This is a genomic window from Mycobacterium florentinum (assembly GCF_010730355.1).
GTDB lineage: Bacteria > Actinomycetota > Actinomycetes > Mycobacteriales > Mycobacteriaceae > Mycobacterium > Mycobacterium florentinum.
On the sequence record NZ_AP022576.1, the window covers coordinates 5,690,560 to 5,713,398 of the forward strand.

The 22,839-nt window shown below is 65.2% G+C and carries 19 protein-coding genes, 1 tRNA gene and 1 pseudogene; 14 read left to right on the forward strand and 7 right to left on the reverse strand.

The window, feature by feature from the left end; translation table 11 throughout:
- Positions 1-5: 5 nt before the first annotated feature.
- Both G6N55_RS26855 and G6N55_RS26860 read left to right on the forward strand, forming a co-directional pair.
- Positions 6-458, forward strand: a complete 453-nt coding sequence (locus tag G6N55_RS26855) for an SRPBCC family protein (protein WP_085221314.1) — start codon at positions 6-8, stop codon at positions 456-458.
- Positions 451-2,247 carry a sulfatase-like hydrolase/transferase gene (locus tag G6N55_RS26860; protein WP_085221700.1) on the forward strand — a complete coding sequence of 599 codons (1,797 nt, stop codon included), beginning with the start codon at positions 451-453 and terminating at the stop codon, positions 2,245-2,247. Before G6N55_RS26855 ends, G6N55_RS26860 begins: the two co-directional genes overlap by 8 nt.
- A gap of 64 nt (positions 2,248-2,311) precedes the next feature.
- On the opposite strand, the gene G6N55_RS26865 is transcribed toward G6N55_RS26860, so the two are convergent.
- Positions 2,312-2,758 carry an Lrp/AsnC family transcriptional regulator gene (locus tag G6N55_RS26865; RefSeq protein ID WP_085221315.1) on the reverse strand — a complete coding sequence of 149 codons (447 nt, stop codon included), beginning with the start codon at positions 2,756-2,758 and terminating at the stop codon, positions 2,312-2,314.
- A 122-nt stretch (positions 2,759-2,880) separates the two neighbouring features.
- Between G6N55_RS26865 and ddaH the strand changes: the two genes are divergently transcribed.
- Genes ddaH through G6N55_RS26880 form a run of 3 tightly spaced genes read left to right on the forward strand, consistent with a single transcriptional unit; the run spans position 2,881 to position 6,440 of the window.
- On the forward strand, positions 2,881-3,756 hold the full coding sequence (gene ddaH / locus G6N55_RS26870; RefSeq protein WP_085221316.1) for a dimethylargininase: 876 nt from the start codon (positions 2,881-2,883) through the stop codon (positions 3,754-3,756).
- Complete coding sequence (rocD, locus tag G6N55_RS26875; RefSeq protein ID WP_085221317.1) at positions 3,753-4,985, forward strand: ornithine--oxo-acid transaminase; 1,233 nt, start codon at positions 3,753-3,755, stop codon at positions 4,983-4,985. Before ddaH ends, rocD begins: the two co-directional genes overlap by 4 nt.
- A gap of 27 nt (positions 4,986-5,012) precedes the next feature.
- Entirely contained in the window at positions 5,013-6,440 is a 1,428-nt protein-coding gene (locus tag G6N55_RS26880; protein ID WP_085221318.1) for an APC family permease, read from the forward strand.
- Here G6N55_RS26880 and G6N55_RS26885 read toward each other — a convergent pair.
- From G6N55_RS26885 to G6N55_RS26895, 3 genes are read right to left on the reverse strand one after another with little or no spacing between them, the layout of a single operon-like run.
- Positions 6,437-7,765, reverse strand: coding sequence for an ABC transporter substrate-binding protein (locus G6N55_RS26885; protein ID WP_085221319.1), 1,329 nt, complete (start codon positions 7,763-7,765; stop codon positions 6,437-6,439). The genes G6N55_RS26880 and G6N55_RS26885 overlap by 4 nt on opposite strands.
- Positions 7,762-8,586, reverse strand: coding sequence for a carbohydrate ABC transporter permease (locus G6N55_RS26890; RefSeq protein WP_085221320.1), 825 nt, complete (start codon positions 8,584-8,586; stop codon positions 7,762-7,764). Before G6N55_RS26890 ends, G6N55_RS26885 begins: the two co-directional genes overlap by 4 nt.
- Complete coding sequence (locus G6N55_RS26895; protein ID WP_085221321.1) at positions 8,573-9,451, reverse strand: carbohydrate ABC transporter permease; 879 nt, start codon at positions 9,449-9,451, stop codon at positions 8,573-8,575. Before G6N55_RS26895 ends, G6N55_RS26890 begins: the two co-directional genes overlap by 14 nt.
- A gap of 59 nt (positions 9,452-9,510) precedes the next feature.
- Here G6N55_RS26895 and G6N55_RS26900 point away from each other — a divergent pair, with 59 nt between their 5' ends.
- Genes G6N55_RS26900 through G6N55_RS26910 form a run of 3 tightly spaced genes read left to right on the forward strand, consistent with a single transcriptional unit; the run spans position 9,511 to position 13,328 of the window.
- Positions 9,511-11,028, forward strand: a complete 1,518-nt coding sequence (locus G6N55_RS26900) for a TldD/PmbA family protein (protein WP_085221322.1) — start codon at positions 9,511-9,513, stop codon at positions 11,026-11,028.
- A 49-nt stretch (positions 11,029-11,077) separates the two neighbouring features.
- Positions 11,078-12,451, forward strand: a complete 1,374-nt coding sequence (locus tag G6N55_RS26905) for a metallopeptidase TldD-related protein (RefSeq protein ID WP_085221323.1) — start codon at positions 11,078-11,080, stop codon at positions 12,449-12,451.
- A 16-nt stretch (positions 12,452-12,467) separates the two neighbouring features.
- Positions 12,468-13,328, forward strand: coding sequence for a carboxymuconolactone decarboxylase family protein (locus G6N55_RS26910; protein WP_085221324.1), 861 nt, complete (start codon positions 12,468-12,470; stop codon positions 13,326-13,328).
- Here G6N55_RS26910 and G6N55_RS26915 read toward each other — a convergent pair.
- Positions 13,321-13,659 (reverse strand): EthD family reductase, encoded by a 339-nt coding sequence (locus G6N55_RS26915; protein ID WP_085221325.1) that lies wholly within the window; start codon positions 13,657-13,659, stop codon positions 13,321-13,323. The two genes, G6N55_RS26910 and G6N55_RS26915, sit on opposite strands and share 8 nt — an antisense overlap.
- A gap of 108 nt (positions 13,660-13,767) precedes the next feature.
- A complete protein-coding gene (locus G6N55_RS26920) occupies positions 13,768-14,124 on the reverse strand; it encodes a hypothetical protein (protein ID WP_169718484.1) in 357 nt (118 codons plus the stop codon).
- 172 nt (positions 14,125-14,296) lie between these two features.
- Here G6N55_RS26920 and G6N55_RS26925 point away from each other — a divergent pair.
- Together G6N55_RS26925 and G6N55_RS26930 are read left to right on the forward strand one after the other, a co-directional pair.
- Positions 14,297-14,373, forward strand: a tRNA-Ile gene (locus tag G6N55_RS26925).
- A gap of 125 nt (positions 14,374-14,498) precedes the next feature.
- Positions 14,499-14,741 (forward strand): annotated as a pseudogene (locus tag G6N55_RS26930) (helix-turn-helix domain-containing protein); the annotation flags it as partial.
- Between the two features lie 134 nt (positions 14,742-14,875).
- Here the strand turns inward: G6N55_RS26930 and G6N55_RS26935 are convergent.
- Positions 14,876-16,678: a pentapeptide repeat-containing protein gene (locus tag G6N55_RS26935; protein WP_139826745.1), complete on the reverse strand. Its 1,803-nt coding sequence runs from the start codon at positions 16,676-16,678 to the stop codon at positions 14,876-14,878.
- A 474-nt stretch (positions 16,679-17,152) separates the two neighbouring features.
- Between G6N55_RS26935 and G6N55_RS26940 the strand changes: the two genes are divergently transcribed.
- The 4 genes from G6N55_RS26940 (at position 17,153) to G6N55_RS26955 (ending at position 22,835) form a co-directional block, all read left to right on the forward strand.
- Positions 17,153-17,626 carry an LLM class flavin-dependent oxidoreductase gene (locus G6N55_RS26940; protein WP_163667509.1) on the forward strand — a complete coding sequence of 158 codons (474 nt, stop codon included), beginning with the start codon at positions 17,153-17,155 and terminating at the stop codon, positions 17,624-17,626.
- A 117-nt stretch (positions 17,627-17,743) separates the two neighbouring features.
- On the forward strand, positions 17,744-18,289 hold the full coding sequence (locus G6N55_RS26945) for an MmpS family transport accessory protein (RefSeq protein ID WP_085221328.1): 546 nt from the start codon (positions 17,744-17,746) through the stop codon (positions 18,287-18,289).
- Positions 18,286-21,216, forward strand: coding sequence for an MMPL/RND family transporter (locus G6N55_RS26950; RefSeq protein ID WP_085221329.1), 2,931 nt, complete (start codon positions 18,286-18,288; stop codon positions 21,214-21,216). Before G6N55_RS26945 ends, G6N55_RS26950 begins: the two co-directional genes overlap by 4 nt.
- 305 nt (positions 21,217-21,521) lie before the next feature.
- Entirely contained in the window at positions 21,522-22,835 is a 1,314-nt protein-coding gene (locus G6N55_RS26955) for an NtaA/DmoA family FMN-dependent monooxygenase (protein WP_163667513.1), read from the forward strand.
- The last annotated feature ends 4 nt before the right edge of the window (positions 22,836-22,839 follow it).

The window sequence follows — 22,839 nt, forward strand, 5'->3', positions numbered from 1 at the left end:
GGCGCGTGGCCGACATCCAGCGCACTCGTATCATTGCGGCTCGCGTGCAAGAAGTCTGGGATGTGCTGGCCGACTTCGGCGCCATCAGTGCGTGGGCCGCCAACGTCGACCACTCCTGCATCCTGTATTCGGGCGCCGACGGAGCAGCGATCGGTACGACGAGGCGAGTGCAGGTCAAACGTGACACCCTCGTCGAGCGCATCACGGAGTTCGACCCGCCACACGCGCTCGCCTACGACATCGAGGGCCTGCCCCGGCTGCTGGGCCGGGTGAGCAACCGTTGGACGCTCGCGGTGAGTTCCGGCGATGCGACCGCCGTGACACTGACCAGCACGGTCGAAATCGGGCCTCGCGCACCTCAACAGCTGGCCGAGCGCGTGGTGTGTCGCGTCGCTGTACGACAGTCCGATTCGATGCTCGCCGGGCTCGCAAACCGATTGGAGAATGCGCGTGTCTGATCGCCCCGACATCGTCATCCTGATGACCGACGAGGAACGTGCGGTGCCACCGTACGAGACGTCCGGCGTGCTCGCCTGGCGCGATCGAATATTGCTGGGGCGCAAGTGGTTCGATGATCACGGCGTCAGTTTCGGCCGGCACTACACCGGCTCGCTGGCCTGCGTGCCCAGCCGCCCGACCATCTTCACCGGGCAGTATCCGGACTTGCACGGCGTCACCCAGACCGACGGCATCGGGAAGACTGCCGACGATTCCCGCATGCGCTGGCTGCGCCGGGGCGAGGTGCCCACCCTGGGCAACTGGTTTCGCGCGGCCGGATACGACACGCACTACGACGGCAAGTGGCACATCTCGCACGCGGATCTGACCGATCCCGACACCGGCCGTTCGCTGGCCACCAACGACGACGACGGCGTCGTCGACCCGGCCGCGGTGCGGCGCTACCTTGACGCGGATCCGCTTGGGCCGTATGGCTTTTCCGGATGGGTCGGCCCGGAGCCGCACGGGGCGCTGCTGGGCAATGCCGGCATTCGCCGCGATCCACTGATCGCCGATCGCGTCGTCGCCTGGCTCACCGACCGCTACGCCCGCCGTCGCGCCGGCGACCCCGCCGCGCTGCGTCCGTTCCTGCTGGTCGCCAGCTTCGTCAACCCCCACGACATCGTGCTGTTCCCGCTGTGGTCGCGCCGCAGTCCGGTCAAGCCGTCACCGCTGGACCCGCCTCCGATCGCCCCGGCACCCACCGCCGACGAAGACCTGTCGACCAAGCCGGCCGCGCAAATCGCGTTCCGCGAGGCCTATTACTCGGGCTACGGGCCGGCGCCCGCGATCGACCGGACCTATGAGCGCGGCGCGCAGCGCTACCGCGATCTGTATTACCGCCTGCATGCCGAGGTGGACGGGCCGATCGATCGCGTCCGGCGCGCCGTCACCGAAGGTGGTTCGGACGACGCCGTTTTGGTGCGTACCGCCGATCACGGCGATCTGCTGGGCGCCCATGGCGGGCTGCATCAGAAATGGTTCAACCTCTATGACGAGGCCACCCGCGTGCCCTTCGTCATCGCCCGCATCGGTGCGCGCGCGACGCAGCCCCGGGTGGTGACGGCGCCGACGTCGCATGTCGACCTGGTGCCGACGCTGCTGGGAGCCGCGGGCGTCGATGTCGCGGAAGTGGCTGCGACGCTGGCCGAGTCGTTCTCGGAGGTGCACGATTTGCCGGGCCGCGATCTGATGCCGGTCGTCGACGGCGCACCCGCCGACGACACGCGGGCCGTCTACCTGATGACCCGCGACAACATGCTCGAAGGCGACAGCGGTGCGTCGGGTCTGGCCCGCCGCCTCAAGCAGACGGCCAATCCGCCTGCGCCGCTGCGTATCCGGGTGCCGGCGCACACCGCGTCGAATTTCGAAGGCCTGGTTGTCCAGGTCGACGAAGCCGGAGGCGATGGGCACCTGTGGAAGCTGGTCCGCACCTTCGACGATCCTGGCACCTGGACCGAACCGGGCGTTCGCCATCTGGCGGCCAATGGCATTGGGGGAGAAGCGTATCGGACGTCCCCGCTGGATGATCAGTGGGAGCTTTACGACCTGACCGCCGACCCGATCGAAGCCGACAACCGCTGGACGGATCCGCAGCTACACGACCTGCGCCAGCACCTGCGGATGCAGCTGAAGCAGGCCCGGGCGAGTTCGGTGCCGGAACGAAACCAGCCGTGGCCCTACGCAACTCGCCGGCCAGCGTCTCGGCCCTCGCGGCGCCCCATGCTGACGTTCCGCCCGCGAGCGTAACGCCACGGCGGAAAATCAACCGAAATATCGCCGTGGCGTTACGCTCGGCGCACCACGCGCTCAACTACGTCCGCATCCGGTCGATGAGGTTCGACAGCACGACGATGCTTTCACTGCGTTCGATGTCGGCACTCTCCCGGATGCGTTCCAGTACGGACTCCAGGTGGCGCATGTCGCGGGCCAGCACATGCACGATGGCGTCCGACGTACCGGTCACCGTCGCCGCGCTGACCACCTCGGGCATGTCCACCCAGGCCGCCCGCAACTGATCGGGCGCGATGGTGCCGTGGCAGTACACCTGCACGTAGGCTTCGGTGTTCCAGCCGAGCGCATTGCGGTCGACGACGGTGGTGAATCCCCTGATCACGCCGCTGTCGAGCATCCGGTCGACGCGACGCTTCACCGCCGGGGCGGACAAATTCACCTTCTCGCCGATCTCGGCGAAGGTGGCCCGCGCATGCTCGGTGAGTTCGGTGAGGATGCGTTCGTCGGTGTCATCCAGGCGGTCCATCGCCCCTCACTTCAGGCCTACACAATAAATCGCTGTAATCGCCACTCTAGCGCAATAGATCGTTCATAGACACGCAAGAATCGGCGTTTGATTGTGTCCAGATGCCAAAATACCCTGGAAATATGACGGATTACTATGTCGACCCGGCGCCACACCCCGTGCCCGCGGCATGGCAAGACGCCGCGCCCCAGCGGTCCAGAACAGCTCAGACACGTCGGTATGCGATGACGCCGCCGGCCTACTTCGCGGTCGAGTACGCGATCAACCCCTGGATGGACACCAGCGCACCCGTCGACGTCGACATCGCGCACACACAGTGGGAAGTTCTTCGGCAGACCTACCTGGCGCTCGGCCACCGCGTCGACATCATCGAGCCGGTGCGTGGCCTGCCGGATATGGTCTACGCCGCCAATGGCGGCTTCATTGCGGGCGACGTCGCGATCGTCGCGCGATTCCGTTATGTGGAGCGGGCCGGCGAGGCGGCGGCCTACGGCGAGTGGATGTCGTCAATGGGCTTTCAGCCGGTCAGCACCCGCTTCATCAACGAGGGCCAGGGCGACCTGCTGATGGTGGGCGAAATGGTGTTGGCCGGTTACGGTTTTCGCACCGACCCGCGCGCCCACGCCGAGATCTCGGCGGCACTGCGCATGCCGGTCGTCTCGCTCGAACTGGTAGACCCACGGTTCTACCATCTTGATACCGCACTCGCCGTCCTTGACGATCACACGATCGCCTTCTACCCTCCGGCGTTCAGCGTGGCGGCGCAGGACCAGCTGCACGCACTGTTCCCCGACGCTATCGTGGTGGGCAGCGCGGACGCCTACGTGCTGGGCCTCAATGTGGTGTCCGACGGCTTGCATGTCGTGCACCCCTGCGCCGCAACGGGTTTCGCTGTCCAGTTGCGGGAGGCGGGCTTTGAGCCCGTCGGCGTCGACCTTTCCGAGCTGCTCAAGGGGGGCGGCTCAGTGAAGTGCTGCACATTGGAGGTGTTTCAATGACGATTCTCGACGACCAGACTTCGATTGCCACCAACGATGCGATATCGCTCGTCGAAGAATATGCAGCGCACAACTATTCGCCGCTGCCCGTGGTCGCCGCCAGCGCCGAGGGTGCCTGGATCACCGACGTCGACGGCCGTCGCTACCTGGATTGCCTGGCCGCGTACTCGGCGGTCAACTTCGGCCACCGCAACCCCGAGATCACTGCGACCGCGCATGCCCAGCTCGACACCGTCACGCTGGTCAGTCGCGCCTTCCACGCCGCGAATCTGGGACCGTTCTGCGCCGGGCTGGCCCGGCTGTGCGGCAAAGACATGGTGCTGCCGATGAATTCGGGCGCCGAAGCCGTCGAGAGCGGCCTCAAGGTCGCACGCAAGTGGGGCGCCGACGTCAAGGGCGTGCCCGAGGGCCGCGCGAACATTGTGGTGGCCGAGAACAATTTCCACGGCCGCACGATCAGCATCGTCAGCTTCTCGTCGGACCCGACGGCGCGGGGCGGCTTCGGCCCGTTCACGCCCGGGTTCCGTGCGGTGCCCTTCGGCGATGCCGCCGCGTTGGCCGGCGCGATCGACGAGAACACCGTCGCGGTGCTGATCGAACCGATCCAGGGTGAGGCCGGCATCGTGGTCCCGCCCGACGACTATCTGCCGGCCGTTCGTGCGCAGTGCACCGAACACAACGTGCTGATGATCGCCGACGAAATCCAGTCCGGGCTGGCGCGCACCGGCTACACCTTCGCCTGTGACCGCTGGGGCGTCGTGCCCGACGTCTATCTGCTCGGCAAGGCGCTGGGCGGCGGCGTCGTTCCGCTGTCGGCGGTCGTCGCCGACCGCGACATTCTCGGCGTGCTGCATCCGGGCGAGCACGGCTCGACGTTCGGGGGCAACCCGCTGGCCGCCGCGATCGGTACCACGGTGGTCGCCATGCTGGCGCGGGGCGAATTCCAGGCCCGCTCGGCCGAGTTGGGCGCGCACCTGCATCGGCGGTTGCGGGGCTTGGTCGGTGACGGTGTGATCGCGGTGCGCGGCTTCGGCCTGTGGGCCGGTGTCGATATCGAGCCGGCTCTGGGCACCGGCAAGGAAATCAGCGTGCGGCTGGCCGAGCGCGGTGTGCTGGTGAAAGACACTCACGGTTCGACGCTGCGGTTCGCCCCACCGCTGGTGATTACCGAGCAGGAGATCGACTGGGCGGTCGACCAGTTCGCTGGCGTATTGCGAGAGGCTGCATAATCAGCTGATCCAGCATAAGGGGGGCATTTGCCAGCCAGCTCGATCAGTCTGAGCCAACAGATGCTGCGTCGGCGCCCGGCGGTCGGCGCACCCGTCGCGCACGGAGCCGCGGGTCACCTCAAGCGCGGCATCGGCACGTTCGAGCTCACCATGATCGGGGTCGGCTCGACGATCGGCACCGGCATCTTCTTCGTGCTGTCGCAGGCGGTGCCGGAAGCCGGACCATCGGTAATCGTCTCCTTCATCATCGCGGGGATCGCGGCCGGGCTCGCCGCCATCTGCTATGCCGAATTGGCGGCGGCCGTGCCGGTGGCGGGCTCCTCGTACTCGTACGCGTACACCACGCTGGGTGAGGCCGTCGCGGTCGCGGTGGCGGCCTGCCTGCTGCTCGAATACGGGGTGGCCACGGCCGCGGTCTCGGTGGGCTGGAGCGGCTACGTCAACAAGTTGCTGCACAACCTTTTTGAATTCCAGATCCCGCATGCGCTGTCCGCGGCGCCCTGGGATTCCGACCCCGGCTACGTCAATCTGCCGGCGATCCTGCTGATCGCCATGTGTGCGCTGTTGCTGATTCGCGGCGCCAGCGAATCGGCGCGGGTCAACGCGATCATGGTGCTGACCAAGCTGGGCGTGCTGGGCATGTTCGTGATCATCGCGTTCACCGCCTTTGACACCAACCAGCTCAAGGACTTTGCCCCGTTCGGGGTTTCGGGCATCGGCGCGGCGGCGGGCACGATCTTCTTCTCGTTCATCGGCCTTGACGCGGTATCGACGGCGGGCGAGGAGGTGAAGGACCCGCAGAAGACCATGCCGCGCGCACTAATCGCGGCGCTCGCGATCGTCACCACCGTCTACGTCCTTGTCGCGGTGGCCGCGCTGGGCACCCAGCCGTGGCAGGCCTTCGCCGGGCAAGAGGACGCCGGACTGGCCACCATCCTCGACAACGTCACCCACCAAGGCTGGGCCAGCACGATTCTGTGCGCGGGCGCGGTGATTTCGATCTTCACCGTCACCCTGATCACGATGTTCGGCCAGACCCGCATCCTGTACGCGATGGGCCGTGACGGGCTGCTGTCGTCGCGATTCGCGACGATCAACACGCGCACGATGACTCCGGTGACGAACACGGTGATCGTGGCGATCGCCGCCGGGACGTTGGGCGGCTTCATCCCGCTGGACGAGCTGGCGGACATGGTGTCCATCGGTACGCTGACCGCGTTCATCGTCGTCGCGGTCGGCGTGATCATCCTGCGGGTGCGCGAGCCGGACCTGCCGCGCCCGTTCAAAGTGCCCGGTTACCCTGTCACGCCGGTGCTTTCGGTGCTGGCCTGCGGCTACATCCTCGCCAGTCTGCACTGGTACACCTGGATCGCGTTCAGCGGCTGGATCTTCGTGGCGTTGATCTTCTACTTCGTGTGGGGGCGCCACCACAGCGCACTGAACGACGCCGACTAACGCTGCGAGGCGGCATTGGCCGCGGCCTGCGCCTGCCGCAGCGTGGTCGCGACGTCGCCGCGGCCGAGGAACATCTCGTCGAAATAGCCTTGCAGCGCGGTGTTTCCGGCGGCGAAGCCGGCGCCACCCGGGGCCGGGATGCGTGGGCCGTCGAGGACGGCGAAGAACGGTGTCACGTCGACGCCGCGTTCCGCCCAGTAATTGAAGTAGACCTGCTGGGCCGAGCGCACCGCGGGTATCGCCGCGCCCTGAGTGCCCAGATAGGCATTGCCCTCGTTGCTGCCCATCCAGGCCAGCACCTGACGCACCGCGTCGGGATGGTTGGTGGCCGAATTGCCCACGGCGGCAATCCCATTGGTGACACTGATACGTCCCGCCGGTCCGATTGGCAGCATCGCGACGCCCCAGCGGAAGCGCGCGTCGCGCGCGATCGACGCGAGGTTGTAGGTGCCGGACTGAAAGAGTGCCATCCTGCCGGCCAGAAACTGATTGTGCGAGAAGTCGCCGTTGGTGTTGGTGTCCGAGGCGGGCGGCGCGACGTGGTCGTCGTTGATCAGAGCGACCAGGTAGCGGAAGGCCGCGATGGCGCCGGGGTTGTCGAACGCGAACTCGTCGCCGCGCTGGAACACCCCGCCCGCCGAGCCGATGTAATTGAGGTAGATCGCCTGCGCGTCGTTAGCCGCGTTGTAGCCCCACTGCCGAACCCGGCCGGGGTCGAAACCCGCTGTGCCCGCGTGATTTCCATTGGCGTCGACGGTGAGCCGGGCGGTGAGCGGGCGCAGCGTGTCGTTGCCGTTGGGATCCCAGCGCAGGCTGTTCAGCTGACCGGGCTCGATGCCGGCGGCCGAAAGCAGGTCCGCGTTGTAGTACACGGCGATCCCGCCGTCGGTCAGTTGCGGTACCCCCCACAGCGATCCGCCGCGGGTGAACTGGTCCACGACCGCGGGTTCCCAGTCACCGGCGCTCATGGTTTTGCTGATGTTCAGGAGCCGGCCGTTGTCGGCGTACGCCGCGAGGTAGGCGTTGGAGAGCCAGAAGATGTCGTCGGCGCTGCCGCCCGCGACGTCGGTGCGCAGCGTGTTGAAGTACGTCGAGTAGGCCACCAGATCGATGTGCACGTCGATACCGGGATGTGTGCGGCTGAATGCCGCGAACGACTGCCGGTAGGACTCGGCGAGCGGGGCGTCCCAGATCCGCACCCGCACCACGATCTTGTCGCCGTGCGGTTCGCCGGAGTAGTTCAACAGCATCGCGACCACGGCCAACAGCACCGCCACCAGTCCCAGCGCACCGGCGGCCAGCGTGGACGAGCGGGGCCGGCTCACTTGACACCCGACAGGACGATCGAGGCGACGATGTGTCGCTGGGAAGCGATGAACAGCAGTACCAGCGGCACGATCGCGATCGTGGTCGCCGCCATCACCAGCGTCCATTGCGCGTTGAAGCGCGACTGCAGTTCGGCCGTCGCCACGGTGAGCACCCGCCACTTGTGCCCGCTGGTGATCACCATCGGCCACATGAAGTTATTCCATTGCGAGACCACGGTGATCAGCGTCAGCGTCGCGAGCACCGGTCGGCTCGACGGAATCACCACATGCGTGATCACGTCCAAAGTGTTGGCGCCGTCGAGGCGTGCGGCGTTGATCAAGTCGTTGGGGATCAGCCGAAAGTGCTCGCGCAGCAAGAAGATCGCGTAGGGGGAGCCGAACATGAACGGCAACACCAACGCCCAGAACGTATTGCGCAGGCCCGCCTGGGCCATCATCAGATACAGCGGCACCACGGTGACCGTCCCGGGCACCATCAACGTCGCGATGTAGACCCAGAACAACACGTCGCGCCCGGCGAAGTCCAGACGTGCGAAGGCGTAGCCGGCCAGTACCGAGAAGGTCAACTGGCCCACCAGGATCACCGCCGTCATCAATGCCGTCACCGCCGCGGCGCGGCCGAACCCGGCACCGGCGAGGTCGCCGTAGTTGGCCAGCGTGGGCGGGTGCGGCAGTTGCAGCGGTCTGCCCGTTGCGAACTGGTGCGCCGAGGTGAACGAGGTCAGCAGGCCAAGTGCGAAGGGCAGCAACGTGATCAACGCGCCGACGATCATGCCCGCGTAGATCGAAACATTAAAGACGCGACTAGACGAGGTCATAGGAGATCCGCCGTCGGAAATACAGATGCTGAACGATCGTGATGCCGACCAGGATCACGAACAGCACCACCGCCATCACCGACGCCCGGCCGATGGACGCCGAACCGAACGCCTCGGCGTAGATGCGGTGGGCCACCAGGTCGGTGCTGTTGCCCGGCCCGCCGTCGGTCAACGCGTACACGGTGTCGAAAACCTGTGCCGTGCTGACAATCCCGGTGACCAGCACGAAGAACATCGTCGGGCGCAGCATCGGCAGGGTGATGCGCCAGAACCGCTGCCACGCGTTGGCGCCGTCGGTGCGCGCGGCGGCATGGATGTCGTTGGGAATGGCCAGCAGGCCCGCCAGGAACGACAGCGAGTTATAGCCCACGTTCATCCAGACGACGACCGCCGAAACCAGGGGCAGCGCGAAGGTGGGATCGGAGAGCCATTCGATGCTGTGCCCCAGCAGGGTCGCGATCGCGCCGTCGGTGGGCGCCAGGATCCAGCGCCACAACACGGCGATGGCCAGCGGCGCGCAGATCCACGGCAGCACGAACCCCGTCCGGAAAAAGCCGGTCCCCGGCAGCAGCCGGGCCAGCATCGAGGCGACGGCCAGTCCCAGCACGGTCTGCGTCGGGACCACGATCGCGACAAAGATCGCCGTGACGAACAGTGAGTGCCCGAAGCCGGGGTCGGTCAGCACCGAGCGCCAGTTGGCCAGGCCCACAAAACGCAGCGGACCCAGCAGGTCCCACCGGTACAGGCTGAGCCAGATCACCACCAGGATGGGCAGCAGCAGGAAGGTGACGACACCGAACAGGCTGGGCGCCAGCAGCCCATAGGCCAGCACGCTGGATCGCGGCTGACTCCGTGCGGCGGCCATGCAGCTTATTAAAGCGGGCGTTGCAGGGGTTTGGAGTGCACAGTCGTTACGGTGGAGCCGTGACAGCGAATCGGGGGATCGATGCCGACTTCCTCGGCCTGCCGCGACACGAGCTCGCGGAGGCCGCGTTGTCGGCGGCCACGACGGCCGGGGCCAGCTACGCGGACCTGCGAATTCACCGCATCATCACCGAGATCATCCAGCTGCGCGATGGTGAGCTCGAGACCGCGGTCCTCACCCGTGAGGTCGGTTTGGCGGTGCGGGTCATCGTCGACGGCACCTGGGGATTCGCCTCGCACGCCGAGCTGGCGCCCTCGGTCGCGGCCGAGACCGCGCGCCGCGCGGTGCACGTGGCCACCACGCTGGCGGCGCTGAACACCGAGCGCGTGGAGCTCGCACCCGAGCCGGTGTATGCCGACGCCACCTGGGTGTCGAACTACCGGATCGACCCGTTCGACATCCCCGCGGCCGACAAGATCGGTGTGCTCGAGGAATACTCCGGGCGGCTGCTGAGCTCCGACGGCGTCGACCACGTCTCGGCCGGTCTGACCGCGGTCAAGGAGCAGACGTTCTACGCCGACACCTTCGGGTCGGCGATCACCCAGCAGCGGGTGCGGGTGATGCCGTCGCTGGAGGCGGTGACCGTCGACCCCGCGGCGGGCAGTTTCGACTCGATGCGCACCCTGGCGCCGCCGATGGGGCGCGGCTGGGAGGCGCTGGTCGGCGACGACGTGTGGAACTGGACCGACGAGCTTGCGCAGCTGCCGGCGATGCTTGCCGAGAAGGTCAAGTCGCCCAGCGTGATCGCCGGGCCCACGGATCTGGTGATCGATCCGACCAACCTGTGGCTGACGATTCACGAATCCATCGGCCACGCAACCGAATACGACCGCGCAATCGGCTACGAAGCCGCTTACGCCGGTACGTCGTTCGCCACCCCGGACAAACTCGGCACCATGCGCTACGGCTCGCCCGTGATGAACGTGACCGCCGATCGGACCGTCGAGTTCGGTTTGGCCACTATCGGTTACGACGACGAGGGCGTGGCCGCGCAGAGCTGGGACCTGGTGCGCGACGGCATCTTCGTCGGTTACCAACTCGACCGGGTGTTCGCGCCACGGCTGGGACAGCCGCGCTCCAACGGCTGCTCGTACGCCGACTCGCCGCATCACGTGCCGATCCAGCGGATGGCCAACGTGTCGCTGCAGCCCGGCCCCGACGACCTGTCCACCGGCGATCTGATCGCTCGGGTCGAGAACGGCATCTACATCGTCGGCGACAAATCCTGGTCAATCGACATGCAGCGCTATAACTTTCAGTTCACCGGTCAGCGTTTCTTCCGCATTCGCGACGGCCGCCTGGACGGCCAGCTGCGCGACGTGGCCTATCAGGCCACCACCACCGACTTCTGGAACTCGATGGAGGCTGTGGGCGGGCCGTCGACGTGGCGGCTCGGTGGTGCGTTCAACTGCGGCAAAGCGCAGCCCGGCCAGGTCGCCGCGGTCAGCCACGGCTGCCCGTCGGCGTTGTTCCGGGGCGTCAACGTGCTCAACACCCGGACCGAGGGGGGTCGATGATCCGCGCCGGCGACGATGCAGAACGAAGTGATGCTGAGGAGTGGCGCCAATGATCACAGCGCAGCACGTCGTCAACCTCGTCTTGGACGAGGCGGCGAAACTGGGCCGTGCTGACGAGACGATGGTGCTGGTCACCGACAAGGTCGAGGCGACGTTGCGGTGGGCCGGCAATTCCATGACCACCAACGGGGTTTCGCACAGCCGCAATATCACGGTCATTTCGATTGTGCGCAAGGGTGATAGCGCGTCCGTCGGCACGGTGGTCTCCGCCGAGGTGGACCCGCGGGTGATCCCCGGCCTGGTGGCGGCCTCGCAGGATGCGGCCGCCGCCGCGCCGGAGGCCGGCGATGCGGCGCCGCTGCTGGGCGATACCGGGGTGCCCGCCGATTGGGATGCGCCGGTGCCCGGTACCGGTGCCGAGGTATTCGCCGATGTTGCCGCCTCGCTGAGCCGCGGGTTCGCCGGCACCGATCGGCTATATGGCTTTGCGCACCATAGTGTTTCGACGACATTCCTGGCGTCCTCGACCGGGCTGCGCCGCCGTTTCACCCAGCCCGCCGGCGCGGTGGAGATCAACGCCAAGCGTGGCGACGCCAGCGCCTGGGCGGGGATCGGGACCGCCGATTTCGTTGATGTGCCGACTGATTCGCTACTCGCTGACCTGTCGCTGCGACTGGGCTGGGCCGAGCGCACCGTTGCGCTGCCCGCGGGGCGCTACGAGACGATCATGCCGCCGTCGGCCGTGTCCGACTTGATGATCTACCTGGGCTGGTCGATGGCCGGTCGGGGAGCGCAGGAGGGACGGACCGCCTTCTCGGCTCCCGGCGGCGGGACCCGGGTGGGGGAGCGGCTCACCGATCTGCCGTTGACGTTGTACTCCGACCCGATGGCGCCGGGGCTGGCGTGCACGCCCTTCGTGGCGGCAAGCAGTTCCACGGAGACCGTGTCGGTGTTCGACAACGGCATGGAGATCAGCCAGATCGACTGGATCCGCAATGGGGTGATCAACGCGCTGGCCTATCCGCGCGCGGCCGCCGCCAAATTCGACGCCAAGGTCGCCGTGGCTGCGGACAACCTGGTGATGACCGGCGGGTCGGCTGAGCTTGCCGACATGATCGCGGGCACCGAGCGGGGCCTGCTGCTGACCACGCTGTGGTACATCCGCGAGGTCGATCCGACCACCCTGTTGCTCACCGGGCTGACCCGGGACGGGGTGTACCTGATCGAGGGCGGTGAGGTCACCGCGGCGGTCAACAACTTCCGGTTCAACGAGAGCCCGCTGGATCTGCTGCGGCGTGCCACCGAGGCCGGCGTCAGCGAGAAGACCCTGCCGCGGGAGTGGGGCGACTGGGTCACCCGCGCGGCCATGCCGACGCTGCGGATCCCGGATTTCCATATGTCCTCGGTGAGCCAGGCGCAGTAGTCGTAACGTATCTCCAATGGTGACTCCCGCAACGGTTCGTGATGGTCAGCTGACGCGGTTGGTGGCCTTGTCTCCTCCTGCTGATTCCCGCCTGGTGGGGTTGGTGCGGCGGGTATGTGCGCAGACGATGTCGCTGTCGCCGCTGCCGGTCGAGGTAGAGGTGACTCAGCCGTCGTCCGAGGCCGAGACCGTCGTCGCCGAGTTTGCCGAGCAGTTCAGCGCCGACGTTTCCGCGATCACCGTCGAGCAACGGTCCTTGCTGTTTAAGACCTTGGGGGACAGCACCTTTGGTGTCGTGGTGGCGATGTACATCGCCGACTTCGTACCGCGGGTGCGGGCCGGGCTCGAGGCGTTGGGCGTCGGCTCGGGTTTTCTGGGCTGGACGCGCGGGCCGATCGAGTGGGATCACGCCACCGACCCGTCGGGTGAGGTGTTCAACGAGTTTCTGCCCGCGGTCGGCCGGATGCGCGCGCTGGATCCGGTGACGTCCGAGCTGGCGCGGCTGCGCGGGGCGACTGCGCACAACTGCCGGTTGTGCAAGTCGGTGCGGGAGAGCAGGGCGCTCGATGCCGGGGGTTCGGAGACGCTGTACGACGACATCGCCCAGTTCGAGCAGTCGACGTTGATCGACGATCGCGCAAAAGCAGCGCTGCGGTATGTAGATGGGTTAATTTGGACGCCGGCGCACCTCGACGCCGACGTTGTCGCCGAGGTGCGCGCTCGGTTTTCCGAGGTCGAAGCCGCCGAGCTCACCCTCGATGTCATGCGTAATGCCAGCAATAAGATCGCTGTCTCGCTGGGTGGGGACGCGCCCCGGGTTTCCGAAGGTACCGAGACCTACCTACTCGACGTCGACGGTCAGACGGTATTCAGCTGACCGCTCGAGATCCCTGCTGCGGCACCTCGATGTCGGAGACCAGTACACGCACGCCGCCGGTGGCGATCCGGCCTAGGGTTTCGAAAAAGGCGCCCGCCTCTGGGGTCGTCACCGCCACACTGACGTCGTCGTACGTCGGGTAGTACAGATCGATCATGCGGTAGGCGGGCGTCGGGCTGCCGTCTTCTTTCGGCCAGACTTTCGACGCCTCGAGCCGGAGATATCCCGGTATCCGTCGAGCGGCTTCGAGTTGCTCCGATTCGTAGGCGGCTTCGAAGGCCGCCGGATCGGTGGGGTTGTCGTAGATGACCGTGAGCTTGGTTTCGGACAACGGATTTCCTCACATCGTCGATAGTCGGGGCGGGATCGCCGTCCTGACACTACCCCCTGACCAGAGCCCTGGGGACCCGGGTTTCACGGACCCGCCGGCGCCCGCCACCTAGCCGCCGATTCCGTTGTCCAGACCGAGATGGGTCACGAAATACCAAGGGATACAGACCAATTGAACTATTGCTGCGGCGACCAACGCGATGAGGGCGCCGAGCAATCCGATCGCACGCGTTCGGGCGCCCATCGGTAGTAAGGCCAGAATCAGAAACAGCACGGCGAGACCGAACTCCGCCCACAGCAGGATCTGTTTGGGCGTGTGTGCCGCTTTGTCGTAGTCCGTCAGGTGGCCGTCGGGAAAGCCGGTCAAGTAGAGATCCATGGCCCCGTTTAAGGCCAGCCCCAGCGCGGCCACGACGCAGGCTACGCACGCGGCGCGCACGATTGCTGGGCGCGTACTTATCGGCATCGCGGCACGTTATTCGCCACGGTCGCGAGTGTCAATGCTTGTCGGGCGTCGCGATCGACCGGGGCTTGACTCGGAACTGTGCAGCTCGCAGATCCGGGTTTTTCGCCTGCCGCCAGTCGGCTGGCGACGGCACTGGAAGCTGAGACGCTAATGTCGTACCCGTTAAGCACCGGGGGCGGTAGCTCAGTTGGTTAGAGCCGCGGACTCATAATCCGTTGGTCGCGGGTTCGAGCCCCGCCCGCCCCACCAAGTGTTTGTATGACCTCGGTTGATGCTTGACGGTGTTTCGGCTGATGGTTGACAGCTACTTCGGCTGATCCTTGACACTCCCTAGATGAGGGAGTTTGAGCGTGGCCGAACAGCGATATTAGGCGGTGATCAGTGATGGGCTGTCGGTGTCGCAGGTCGCCGAGAAGGTAGGGGTGTCGCGTCAAACGCTGCATTCCTGGTTGGCCCGGCATGAGGCCGCGGGTCTTGAGGGGTTGATGGATCGGTCGCAGCGGCCGGTGTCGTGTCCGCATCAGATGCCGGCCGAGGTTGAGGCTGCGTTGTTGGAGTTGCGGCGGTCGCGGCCGTATTGGGGGCCGCGGCGGTTGGTGTTCGAGTTGGCTAAGCGTGACTAGCCCTCACCGCGTAAGTTGGTCAGTGGTCTGGAAGATTTTGAATTCCTCTGCGGGAGCTGGCATTTGACGACGCTGGCAACGAGCAGTGCAAGCTCTTCTGCAACTTGGCATCGAATGGTGAACTCTCATTACTTGCTTTTCCGGAGTAGTCCCGACACGCCCGCCAGGAAAAGAGCTGCCAGGGCCCAGAGCCCGAGCTTGACGACGGGCAGACCGACGACAAGCACCAGGGGCGCGGTGGGCGAGATCGTCCAGTCCTGGTTGGTTGCCCCCGCCGGCGGAAGGACGTCGTTGACGGCGTAGGTCAGGGGTTCCATGCAGGGGTAGCCGGGGTGAACCTCGCAGGGTGTCTGCGCGGTGATCGGTAACCATTCCTTGGCTTTCTGGTCTCCGAGATGCTGTATCGCTGCCTTTAGCGCGGCGTCCGAGTGGGTCGGCACAATGCCGTCGCGATTCCCATCCACGATGGCGAAGCTAATGGCCACCAAGACGATCATGCTTGCGATGGACAATAAGGGGAAGTATCCATAGCCTGCCACGGCACAGTAGACAATTCGCACCATCCGCGTCCAGGGTGGTGACTGAGCGGTGATCTTGTTTTCCGCGGCGAATCGCAGTCTTCGTGCGGCGGCGGGGTCACCGTTGCGGTCGTAGACGTCAGCTAACGCGTGCCAGGGCTGGACCGACACCACTTGTTTATTCCGACGCAGCCACGCCGTGTGCGTGCGCCACCACAGCCGCCGGGCTGACAGGCCAGTGTCGGCGGATGCCGTGTTGAGCCAGCGGTGTGCAAGTCTCCAATTCTCGCGTAGCGAGCCAATCGGCCCACGCACATCACCGATAGTCCATCCGGTGGCGGAAAGCGGCTCGGGAGGGTACTTATCAACAAACAAGTCGTCCACACGGGCCCTAATCAGATTCACCGATCCACTGAATCTCTTGGGCGTCAGGACCAAACGCGAGACCTTCAAAGCTTCCAAATTCAGTGCGACCCCGTCGGGATTGGTAAGTGTGGCACCACTGAGGTCGAGTTGGTAGCCGATAGTCGCGCCGACGGCGCGAACGGTACCGACGACATGGCACGGGTGAGTCTTGACCTCAGCGCCCTCCCCGGCAAGGACGCTGCCGGCTACGCGCGCACCGGCGAGGTCCAAGGCGGCCCAGCCAGACTTGCCGGCGGTGCCTGGGCAGTTGAGAGTGGCGCCAGTTAGCACGAGGTCGCCGCCGATGGTTGCATCGCGGAAGCGAACTCTGCCAATGGCCTCGAAGGATCGGGTCTCGCCGTTCGCCTCGACGGCGTCGCGGAAGAACACATCGCCGGTGATCTTTGCCTGGTCCAGTACAAGGGCGTACCGGTCAGAGCCATCGTTCGTGGCCGGATTGTTGAGGATGGCACCATCGAATTCAAGGTTGCCGCCAACGGTCAGACCGATGGCGTGGACCGCCCCGGTCGCGCAGAGTCCGTCGCGCGCGAACAGGTCGGAGGTGATGCGCGCTCGGTTGATAACTAGCGCGTATCCGTCGGGATTGTCCAGGACGGCGCCTGAGAGATCGAGGGAACCGCCGACGGCCAGATCGATGGCGCTGAACTCACCGGTGACCTGTACGCCGCGGCTCTCTTCGTCGGCGCCCTTGCCGGCATAGACCTGGCCACTTATCCGCGCGCCGTCGAGAGCCAGTGCGCGTACTTCGTCGATAGCAGGTTTAGTGAGGACAGCGCCTGTGAGGCTGAGGTCGCCTCCGATAGTCGCGCCGCGCGCATCGATCAAGCCGTGAGCACGAAATCCGTCGACCGCGTCCACGTCGTTTGTGACGTGGGCACCCACGAGGTTCAAGGCAACTCCGTCGTTGTCGTTGAGGGTGGCGCCAGCGAGGTTGAGTCGGCCCTGAATGGTCACACCCGGTGCGCGGAGCCCCCCGTTGACCGTCACTCGAGAAAGGTAGAGGCCCCGGATCTGCGCAAAATCCAGTCTGAGACCTTGCTCTAAAACGCACTCGCGCAAGCCAAGCGGATAAGAGAGGACGCGATGCTGCAAATCAACACAGTCAACAAATCTGGCACCCCTGACTTCGATGCCGCGTGAGTCGACCCGAATATCTGGATCTATAAGCACCGTTAGCAACGCGACTGCCGGGACCGTTCGCTGCGCCGGCCACGTCGCATACGACTCCCGGTCAACCGTATTACCGTCCGCCAGGTCTAGAACGTAACCACCCTCGGCTGCGCGTTTCAGCCGATCCACCCACCCCTCGACATCGGTTGTCACGGATAAATAGCTTTCCCTATCCGGACTCCCAGGTCGATAGTCGCCTCTCAGGTGGACGGCTGCTCTGCGCCTCGCTGCGCGGCGACGACGGATGGCTCCGTCATAGTTTGCACCGGCTCGATCAGACTGGGCGCTGCGGTGACGGCTCTACCCATCAATTTACAGATAGTGATCGCGAAACACCGGGAAGAACCGGATGCAACAGCGCAATCACTCTGCGAAAGCAGTTGTGTGACAACGCATAGCGCGGTCTTACCGGAAGTCGTATCTGCTGGCTGCAATTCGTTAGTCGCGGGTTCGAGCCCAGCCGGCTCCACCAAGCGCTACACGGATATCGCGCGGATCGCTGAACGCGGATTGATGGACTCGATCTTCTTGGCCGACAACATCGCCATCGCCGAATATCGCGCGACGTATCTGCCTCAGACGCAGTTCGACCCGATAGCAGTGCTCTCGGCGCAGGCCGCGGTCACCGAGCGCATCGGGCTGATCGGGACGGGCTGGGCGACCTACAGCAGGCCGCTTGAACAGCCAGTGGATACTGCCGTTCCGCCGCACTTGTGTTTCACGATTTGTCTTTTGCGAAGCGGGACGGTCCAAGGGAGTATCTGAGTTTGCGGATCGCTCGGGTCAGGACGTGAATCCCGGACCATCTCGTTGTAGGTTAGAGCGTCTAAGCTTACCCTCTAAAGTAGTTGATTAGCCTTAGCCCTGGTTAGGAAAGCGCCCATGACGACCACCAAGCCGTGGACAGAGTCGCGCGATCCCAAGGTCCCCCCAAGCTCCGAGGAAAAACCCGGTCCACAGCGCGCCAAGAAGCAGGGCCTGTTCAGCCGGTTCTGGCTCGTGCTCACGATCGTGGCTGTCGTCGCCCTGTCGGGTTTCATGGTTTACCGACTGCACGGAATTTTCGGCGTCCACAAAGGTTCGTTCGGTGGTGGCACGTCGGGCGAGGTCCTCGACCAGTTCAACGCGAAGACCATCACGCTCGAGGTCTGGGGCTCACCGGGCAGCACGGCGACCATCAACTACCTCGACGAGAACTCCCACCCGCAGCAGGCCCTCAACGTCCCCTTGCCCTGGAGCACAATCTTGAGTTCAACGAAGCCCGGCATCCCGGCAAACCTGGTGGCGCAAGGAAACGGGAGTTGGATTGCCTGCCACTTCGTCGTGGACAACCACGACGGGCACGGTGCGGTGATCAAGGGTGCTAATCAATCGCCCGCCAACGAAAACGTCAACGCCATGGTCTACTGCCTGGACAAGTCCGCATGAGCGAGGCCGCCGAGGTTCCGCCACGCGTTGATCAGCCGCTGATCCCGCCGTTCCTGCCGCGGATGATCCATCGGCTCGCGTTGCCGATTGTTCTGATCTGGTTGGGCATCGTCTTCGTCACCAACACTATTTCCCCTCAGCTCGAGGTCGTCTCCAAGCGCCAGTCGGTGTCGCAGAGTCCCACGGACGCAGTGTCGTTCCAGTCGATGATGCACGTCGGATCGACGTTCAAAGAGTTCAGTACCGACAGTTCGGCGATGATCCTGCTGGAGGGCGACAAGCCGCTGGGGGCCGAGGCGCACCACTACTACGACGAGATCGTCAAGCGACTCGAGCAAGACAAGAAACACGTTCAGCACATCCAGGATTTCTGGAGTGATCCGCTGACCGCCGCGGGATCCCAGAGCCACGATCAAAAGGCCGCGTACGTCCAGGTCTACCTCGCCGGCAACATGGGCAGCGCCCAGTCCGGCGAATCCACGGAAGCCGTCCGCAAGATCGTCAACTCGGTGCCCGCGCCGCCCGGAATCAAGGCCTACGTCACTGGGGCAGGTCCGCTGTTTGCCGATCAGTCGCACGCGGGTGAGAAGGGCGTTGCGAAGGTCACCATGGTCACCTTCCTCGTGATCATCGTGATGCTGCTGTACGTCTATCGGTCGGTGGTCACCACGCTAATCATGCTGGTCATGGTCTTCATCGAATTGGCCGCCGCCCGCGGTGTCGTCGCGACGCTGGGCAACTACGGCATCATGGGGCTTTCGACGTTCGCCAACAACATGCTCGTGCTGATGGCGATCGCGGCCGGAACGGACTACGCGATCTTTGTGGTAGGCCGATATCACGAGGCTCGCGGCCTTGGCGAAGACCGCGTAAAAGCCTTCTACACGATGTTCCACAGCACGGCGCACGTCGTGTTGGGATCGGGGCTCACCATCGCCGGCGCGATGTACTGCCTGAGCTTCTGCCGATTGCCCTATTTTTCGTCACTCGGCATACCCTGCGCCGTCGGCATGCTGGTCGCGGTCCTCGCGGCCTTGACTCTGGCACCGGCGGTCCTGACCGTGGCGTCGTTCTTCAAGCTGCTGGACCCGAAGCGACAGCTGCAGACCCGGGGCTGGCGACGCATCGGTACCGCCATCGTCCGCTGGCCCGCACCGGTTCTCGCGGTGACGATCGCCGCCGCATTGGTCGGCCTGCTCACTCTGCCCGGCTACAAAACGGACTACGACACCCGCCACTTCCTGCCGGCAGATACTCCGGCCAATGTCGGTTATGCGGCTGCCGACCGGCACTTCAACCAGGCTCGCCTCAATCCCGAGCTGTTGATGATCGAGACCGATCACGACCTGCGTAACCCGGCCGACTTCATCGTCCTGGACAAGGTCGCCAAAGCGATCTTCCACATCCCCGGTATCGGCCGGGTGCAGACCATCACCCGGCCGTTGGGCACGCCGCTCGACCACAGCACGCTCGGTTTTCAGATGGGTGCACAAGCCGCCGGGCGGCTGCAGACCCAGCACTATCAGGAAGAGCAGGCGAGCAACCTGCTGAACCAGGCGGCCGAGCTCAAGAAAACGATGGCGACGCTGCATGAGCAGATGCAGGTCACCCAGGATCTGAGCAACACCACCCACGAAACCACCAGGCTCACAAAGGAAACCGTGGAGATCACCGCGAGGTTGCGCGACGACATCGCGAACTTCGACGACTTCCTCCGGCCGATCCGTAGTTACTTCTACTGGGAGAAGCACTGTTTCGACATCCCGGTCTGCTGGGCAATTCGGTCGGTCTTCAACGCGCTCGACGGCATCGACCAGGTGGCCGAGAACATCGTGAACCTCAGCGCGAATCTCGACAAGCTGGATCAGATCCAGCCGAAGCTGGTGGCACTGATACCGCCGCAGATCGAGAGCCAGCAGCACAACCTCGACACCATCATGTCGAACTACGCGATCACAAAGGGTCTCAACGACCAGGCGAAAGCGCAGGCCGACAACGCCACCGCGCAGGGCGATGCATTCGACAAATCCAAGAACGACGACACGTTCTACCTTCCGCCAGAGGCGTTCAAGAGCCCGGACTTCGCGCGGGGTCTCAAGCAGTTCATCTCGCCGGGCGGGCGCGCTGTCCGGTTGATCATCTCGCACGAAGGCGACCCGGCGACTCCTGAAGGCGTCAGCCACATCGAGCCGATCAAGCAGGCCGTGCATGAGGCGATCAAGGGCACGCCCTGGGAGGGTGCCAACGTCTACCTAGGCGGTACCGCCGCGACGTACAAGGACATGCACGACGGCTCCAACATTGACCTGTTGATCGCCGGAATTGCCGCGGCCACACTGATTTTCGTCATCATGCTGGTGATCACCCGAAGCGTCGTTGCGGCCTGCGTGATCGTGGGCACGGTGTTGCTGTCGCTGGGCGCCTCGTTCGGACTCTCCGTGCTCCTATGGCAGTACATCCTTGGGATCAAGTTGCACTGGATGGTGCTGGCGATGGCGGTCATCCTGCTGCTGGCGGTCGGCTCGGACTACAACCTGCTGCTGATATCGCGGTTCAAGGAGGAAATCCACGCCGGGCTCAAGACGGGAACCATCCGCGCGATGGCCGGTTCGGGCTCGGTGGTGACCGCCGCCGGTCTGGTGTTCGCCGCCACCATGGCCACGTTCGCCTTCAGCCCGCTGCGGGTGATGGCCCAGGTGGGTACGACGATCGCGCTGGGTCTGTTGTTCGACACCTTGATCGTGCGGTCGTTCATGACTCCGTCGCTGGCCACCCTGCTCGGGCGCTGGTTCTGGTGGCCGCAGCACGTGCGTCCACGGCCGGCCAGTACCATGCTGCGACCATACGGGTCGCGTCCCGCCGTGCGTGCGCTGATCGATCACGACCTTGACGACATCCCACCGGGCGGACTGGTCACAAAGCGCTAAAAGCTATGTCGGAGAGACGATTCGGCCCGATGTACACCCCTGTGGGCCGATTCCCAGCGGTGGCGAAAATTCACCCACCACGACTGGCGTTGACGATCAGCCGAGGGTTTCGCCCAACGTGCTCTCAGGGCGAAAGATAGGCCGAATTTTCGCACTGAGAGCACGCTCGGCGGCGTCCCCACCACGAAGGACTATTTCAACCCCAGGCCGCGTTGCCCCATCAGAATGCCTAGGGCTGCGGGGACGACTTCATGTCCCCACGACGCCTCCCTCGCAAGCATTCACGGCACGAAGGAGTCGAACCTATGAGCACGCGGCCTTTGCACTTCAACGCTTTCATCTGGCCGAACGGCTATCACGAGGCCGCGTGGCGCGTCGTCGACGGCGATGTGCGCAATGTGCTGGGCCTGTCCTACTACACGGATATCGCGCGGATCGCTGAACGCGGATTGATGGACTCGATCTTCTTGGCCGACAACATCGCCATCGCCGAATACCGGGCGACGTATCTGCCTCAGACGCAGTTCGACCCGATAGCAGTGCTCTCGGCGCAGGCCGCGGTCACCGAGCGCATCGGGCTGATCGGGACGGGCTCGACGACCTACAGCAAGCCGTGGGAGCTGGCGCGCCGATTCGCGACGCTCGATCACCTCAGCGGCGGCCGCGCCGGCTGGAACATCGTCACCACCGTCACGCCGCTGGCCGCGGCCGCCTTCGGCGAGCGGTTCCACCCCGAGCACGCCGACCGGTACGCGCAGGCCCACGAATTCGTCGAGGCTGTCACCCACGTCTGGGACAGCTGGGAGGACGACGCGGTCATCGGTGACCGCGCACGCGGCGTGTGGGCAGACCGCACCAAGTTGCACGCGCCGCGCTTCCACGGCAAGTACTACGACGTCGAGGGCGTCCAGCCGTTTCCGCGCAGCCCGCAGGGGCACCCGGTGCTCGTTCAAGCAGGACAGTCTGCCGCGGGCGTTGGTCTTGCTGCGCGCTACGCGGAGGTGGTCTTCTCCGGGCCTCCCTCACTTGAGGCCGCGGTCGCTTTCCGGGCCAACCTCCACGAGCAGGCCGCGGCGATAGGTCGTAAGCCCGATCAGATGCTGGTGCTGCCCGCGTTGATGATCACGCTCGGCGGCACGGAGGCCGAAGCCCGGGCACAGGCACAGCGCCTCGAAGACCTGGAGAATCCCGAGTTTCGTTGGCAGAATACTCTTTACACTGCGGGGCTCGACCCGGACGGTTTCGACCCTGACGCTCCGCTGCCCGCCGAACTCTGGGCTGGACGGTCGGCGCCGTCAAGCCGGGCCGAAGAGCTCTTTGCGGTCTCGCGTGCGCGACCCGAGGCGTCGTTGCGTGAAATCGCGCAGGAAGTGACGGGCGGGCTCGCGGGACAGAGGCATTTCGTCGGCACGCCCGAGCAGTTGGCCGACCATGTGATCGCGTGGCAGGACGCCGGCGCGGTCGACGGGTTCACGATCATGGGATCGACGCTGCCGTATGAGCTGACGACGTTCGTCGATCATGTCGTGCCCATCCTGCAGCGCCGTGGCCGATTCCGCACCGAGTACGCCGGGCCCACATTGCGCGATCAGCTTGGGCTTGAGCGACCTGCCAAATAGGCTC

Coding starts and splice junctions, on each gene's coding strand:
- G6N55_RS26865 (WP_085221315.1), bottom strand. CDS start 2,758: ATGGACCGCCTGGATGACACCGACGAACGCATCCTCACCGAACTCACC.
- ddaH (WP_085221316.1), top strand. CDS start 2,881: ATGACGGATTACTATGTCGACCCGGCGCCACACCCCGTGCCCGCGGCA.
- rocD (WP_085221317.1), top strand. CDS start 3,753: ATGACGATTCTCGACGACCAGACTTCGATTGCCACCAACGATGCGATA.
- G6N55_RS26890 (WP_085221320.1), bottom strand. CDS start 8,586: ATGACCTCGTCTAGTCGCGTCTTTAATGTTTCGATCTACGCGGGCATG.
- G6N55_RS26895 (WP_085221321.1), bottom strand. CDS start 9,451: ATGGCCGCCGCACGGAGTCAGCCGCGATCCAGCGTGCTGGCCTATGGG.
- G6N55_RS26905 (WP_085221323.1), top strand. CDS start 11,078: ATGATCACAGCGCAGCACGTCGTCAACCTCGTCTTGGACGAGGCGGCG.
- G6N55_RS26910 (WP_085221324.1), top strand. CDS start 12,468: ATGGTGACTCCCGCAACGGTTCGTGATGGTCAGCTGACGCGGTTGGTG.
- G6N55_RS26920 (WP_169718484.1), bottom strand. CDS start 14,124: ATGCCGATAAGTACGCGCCCAGCAATCGTGCGCGCCGCGTGCGTAGCC.
- G6N55_RS26945 (WP_085221328.1), top strand. CDS start 17,744: ATGACGACCACCAAGCCGTGGACAGAGTCGCGCGATCCCAAGGTCCCC.
- G6N55_RS26950 (WP_085221329.1), top strand. CDS start 18,286: ATGAGCGAGGCCGCCGAGGTTCCGCCACGCGTTGATCAGCCGCTGATC.
- G6N55_RS26955 (WP_163667513.1), top strand. CDS start 21,522: ATGAGCACGCGGCCTTTGCACTTCAACGCTTTCATCTGGCCGAACGGC.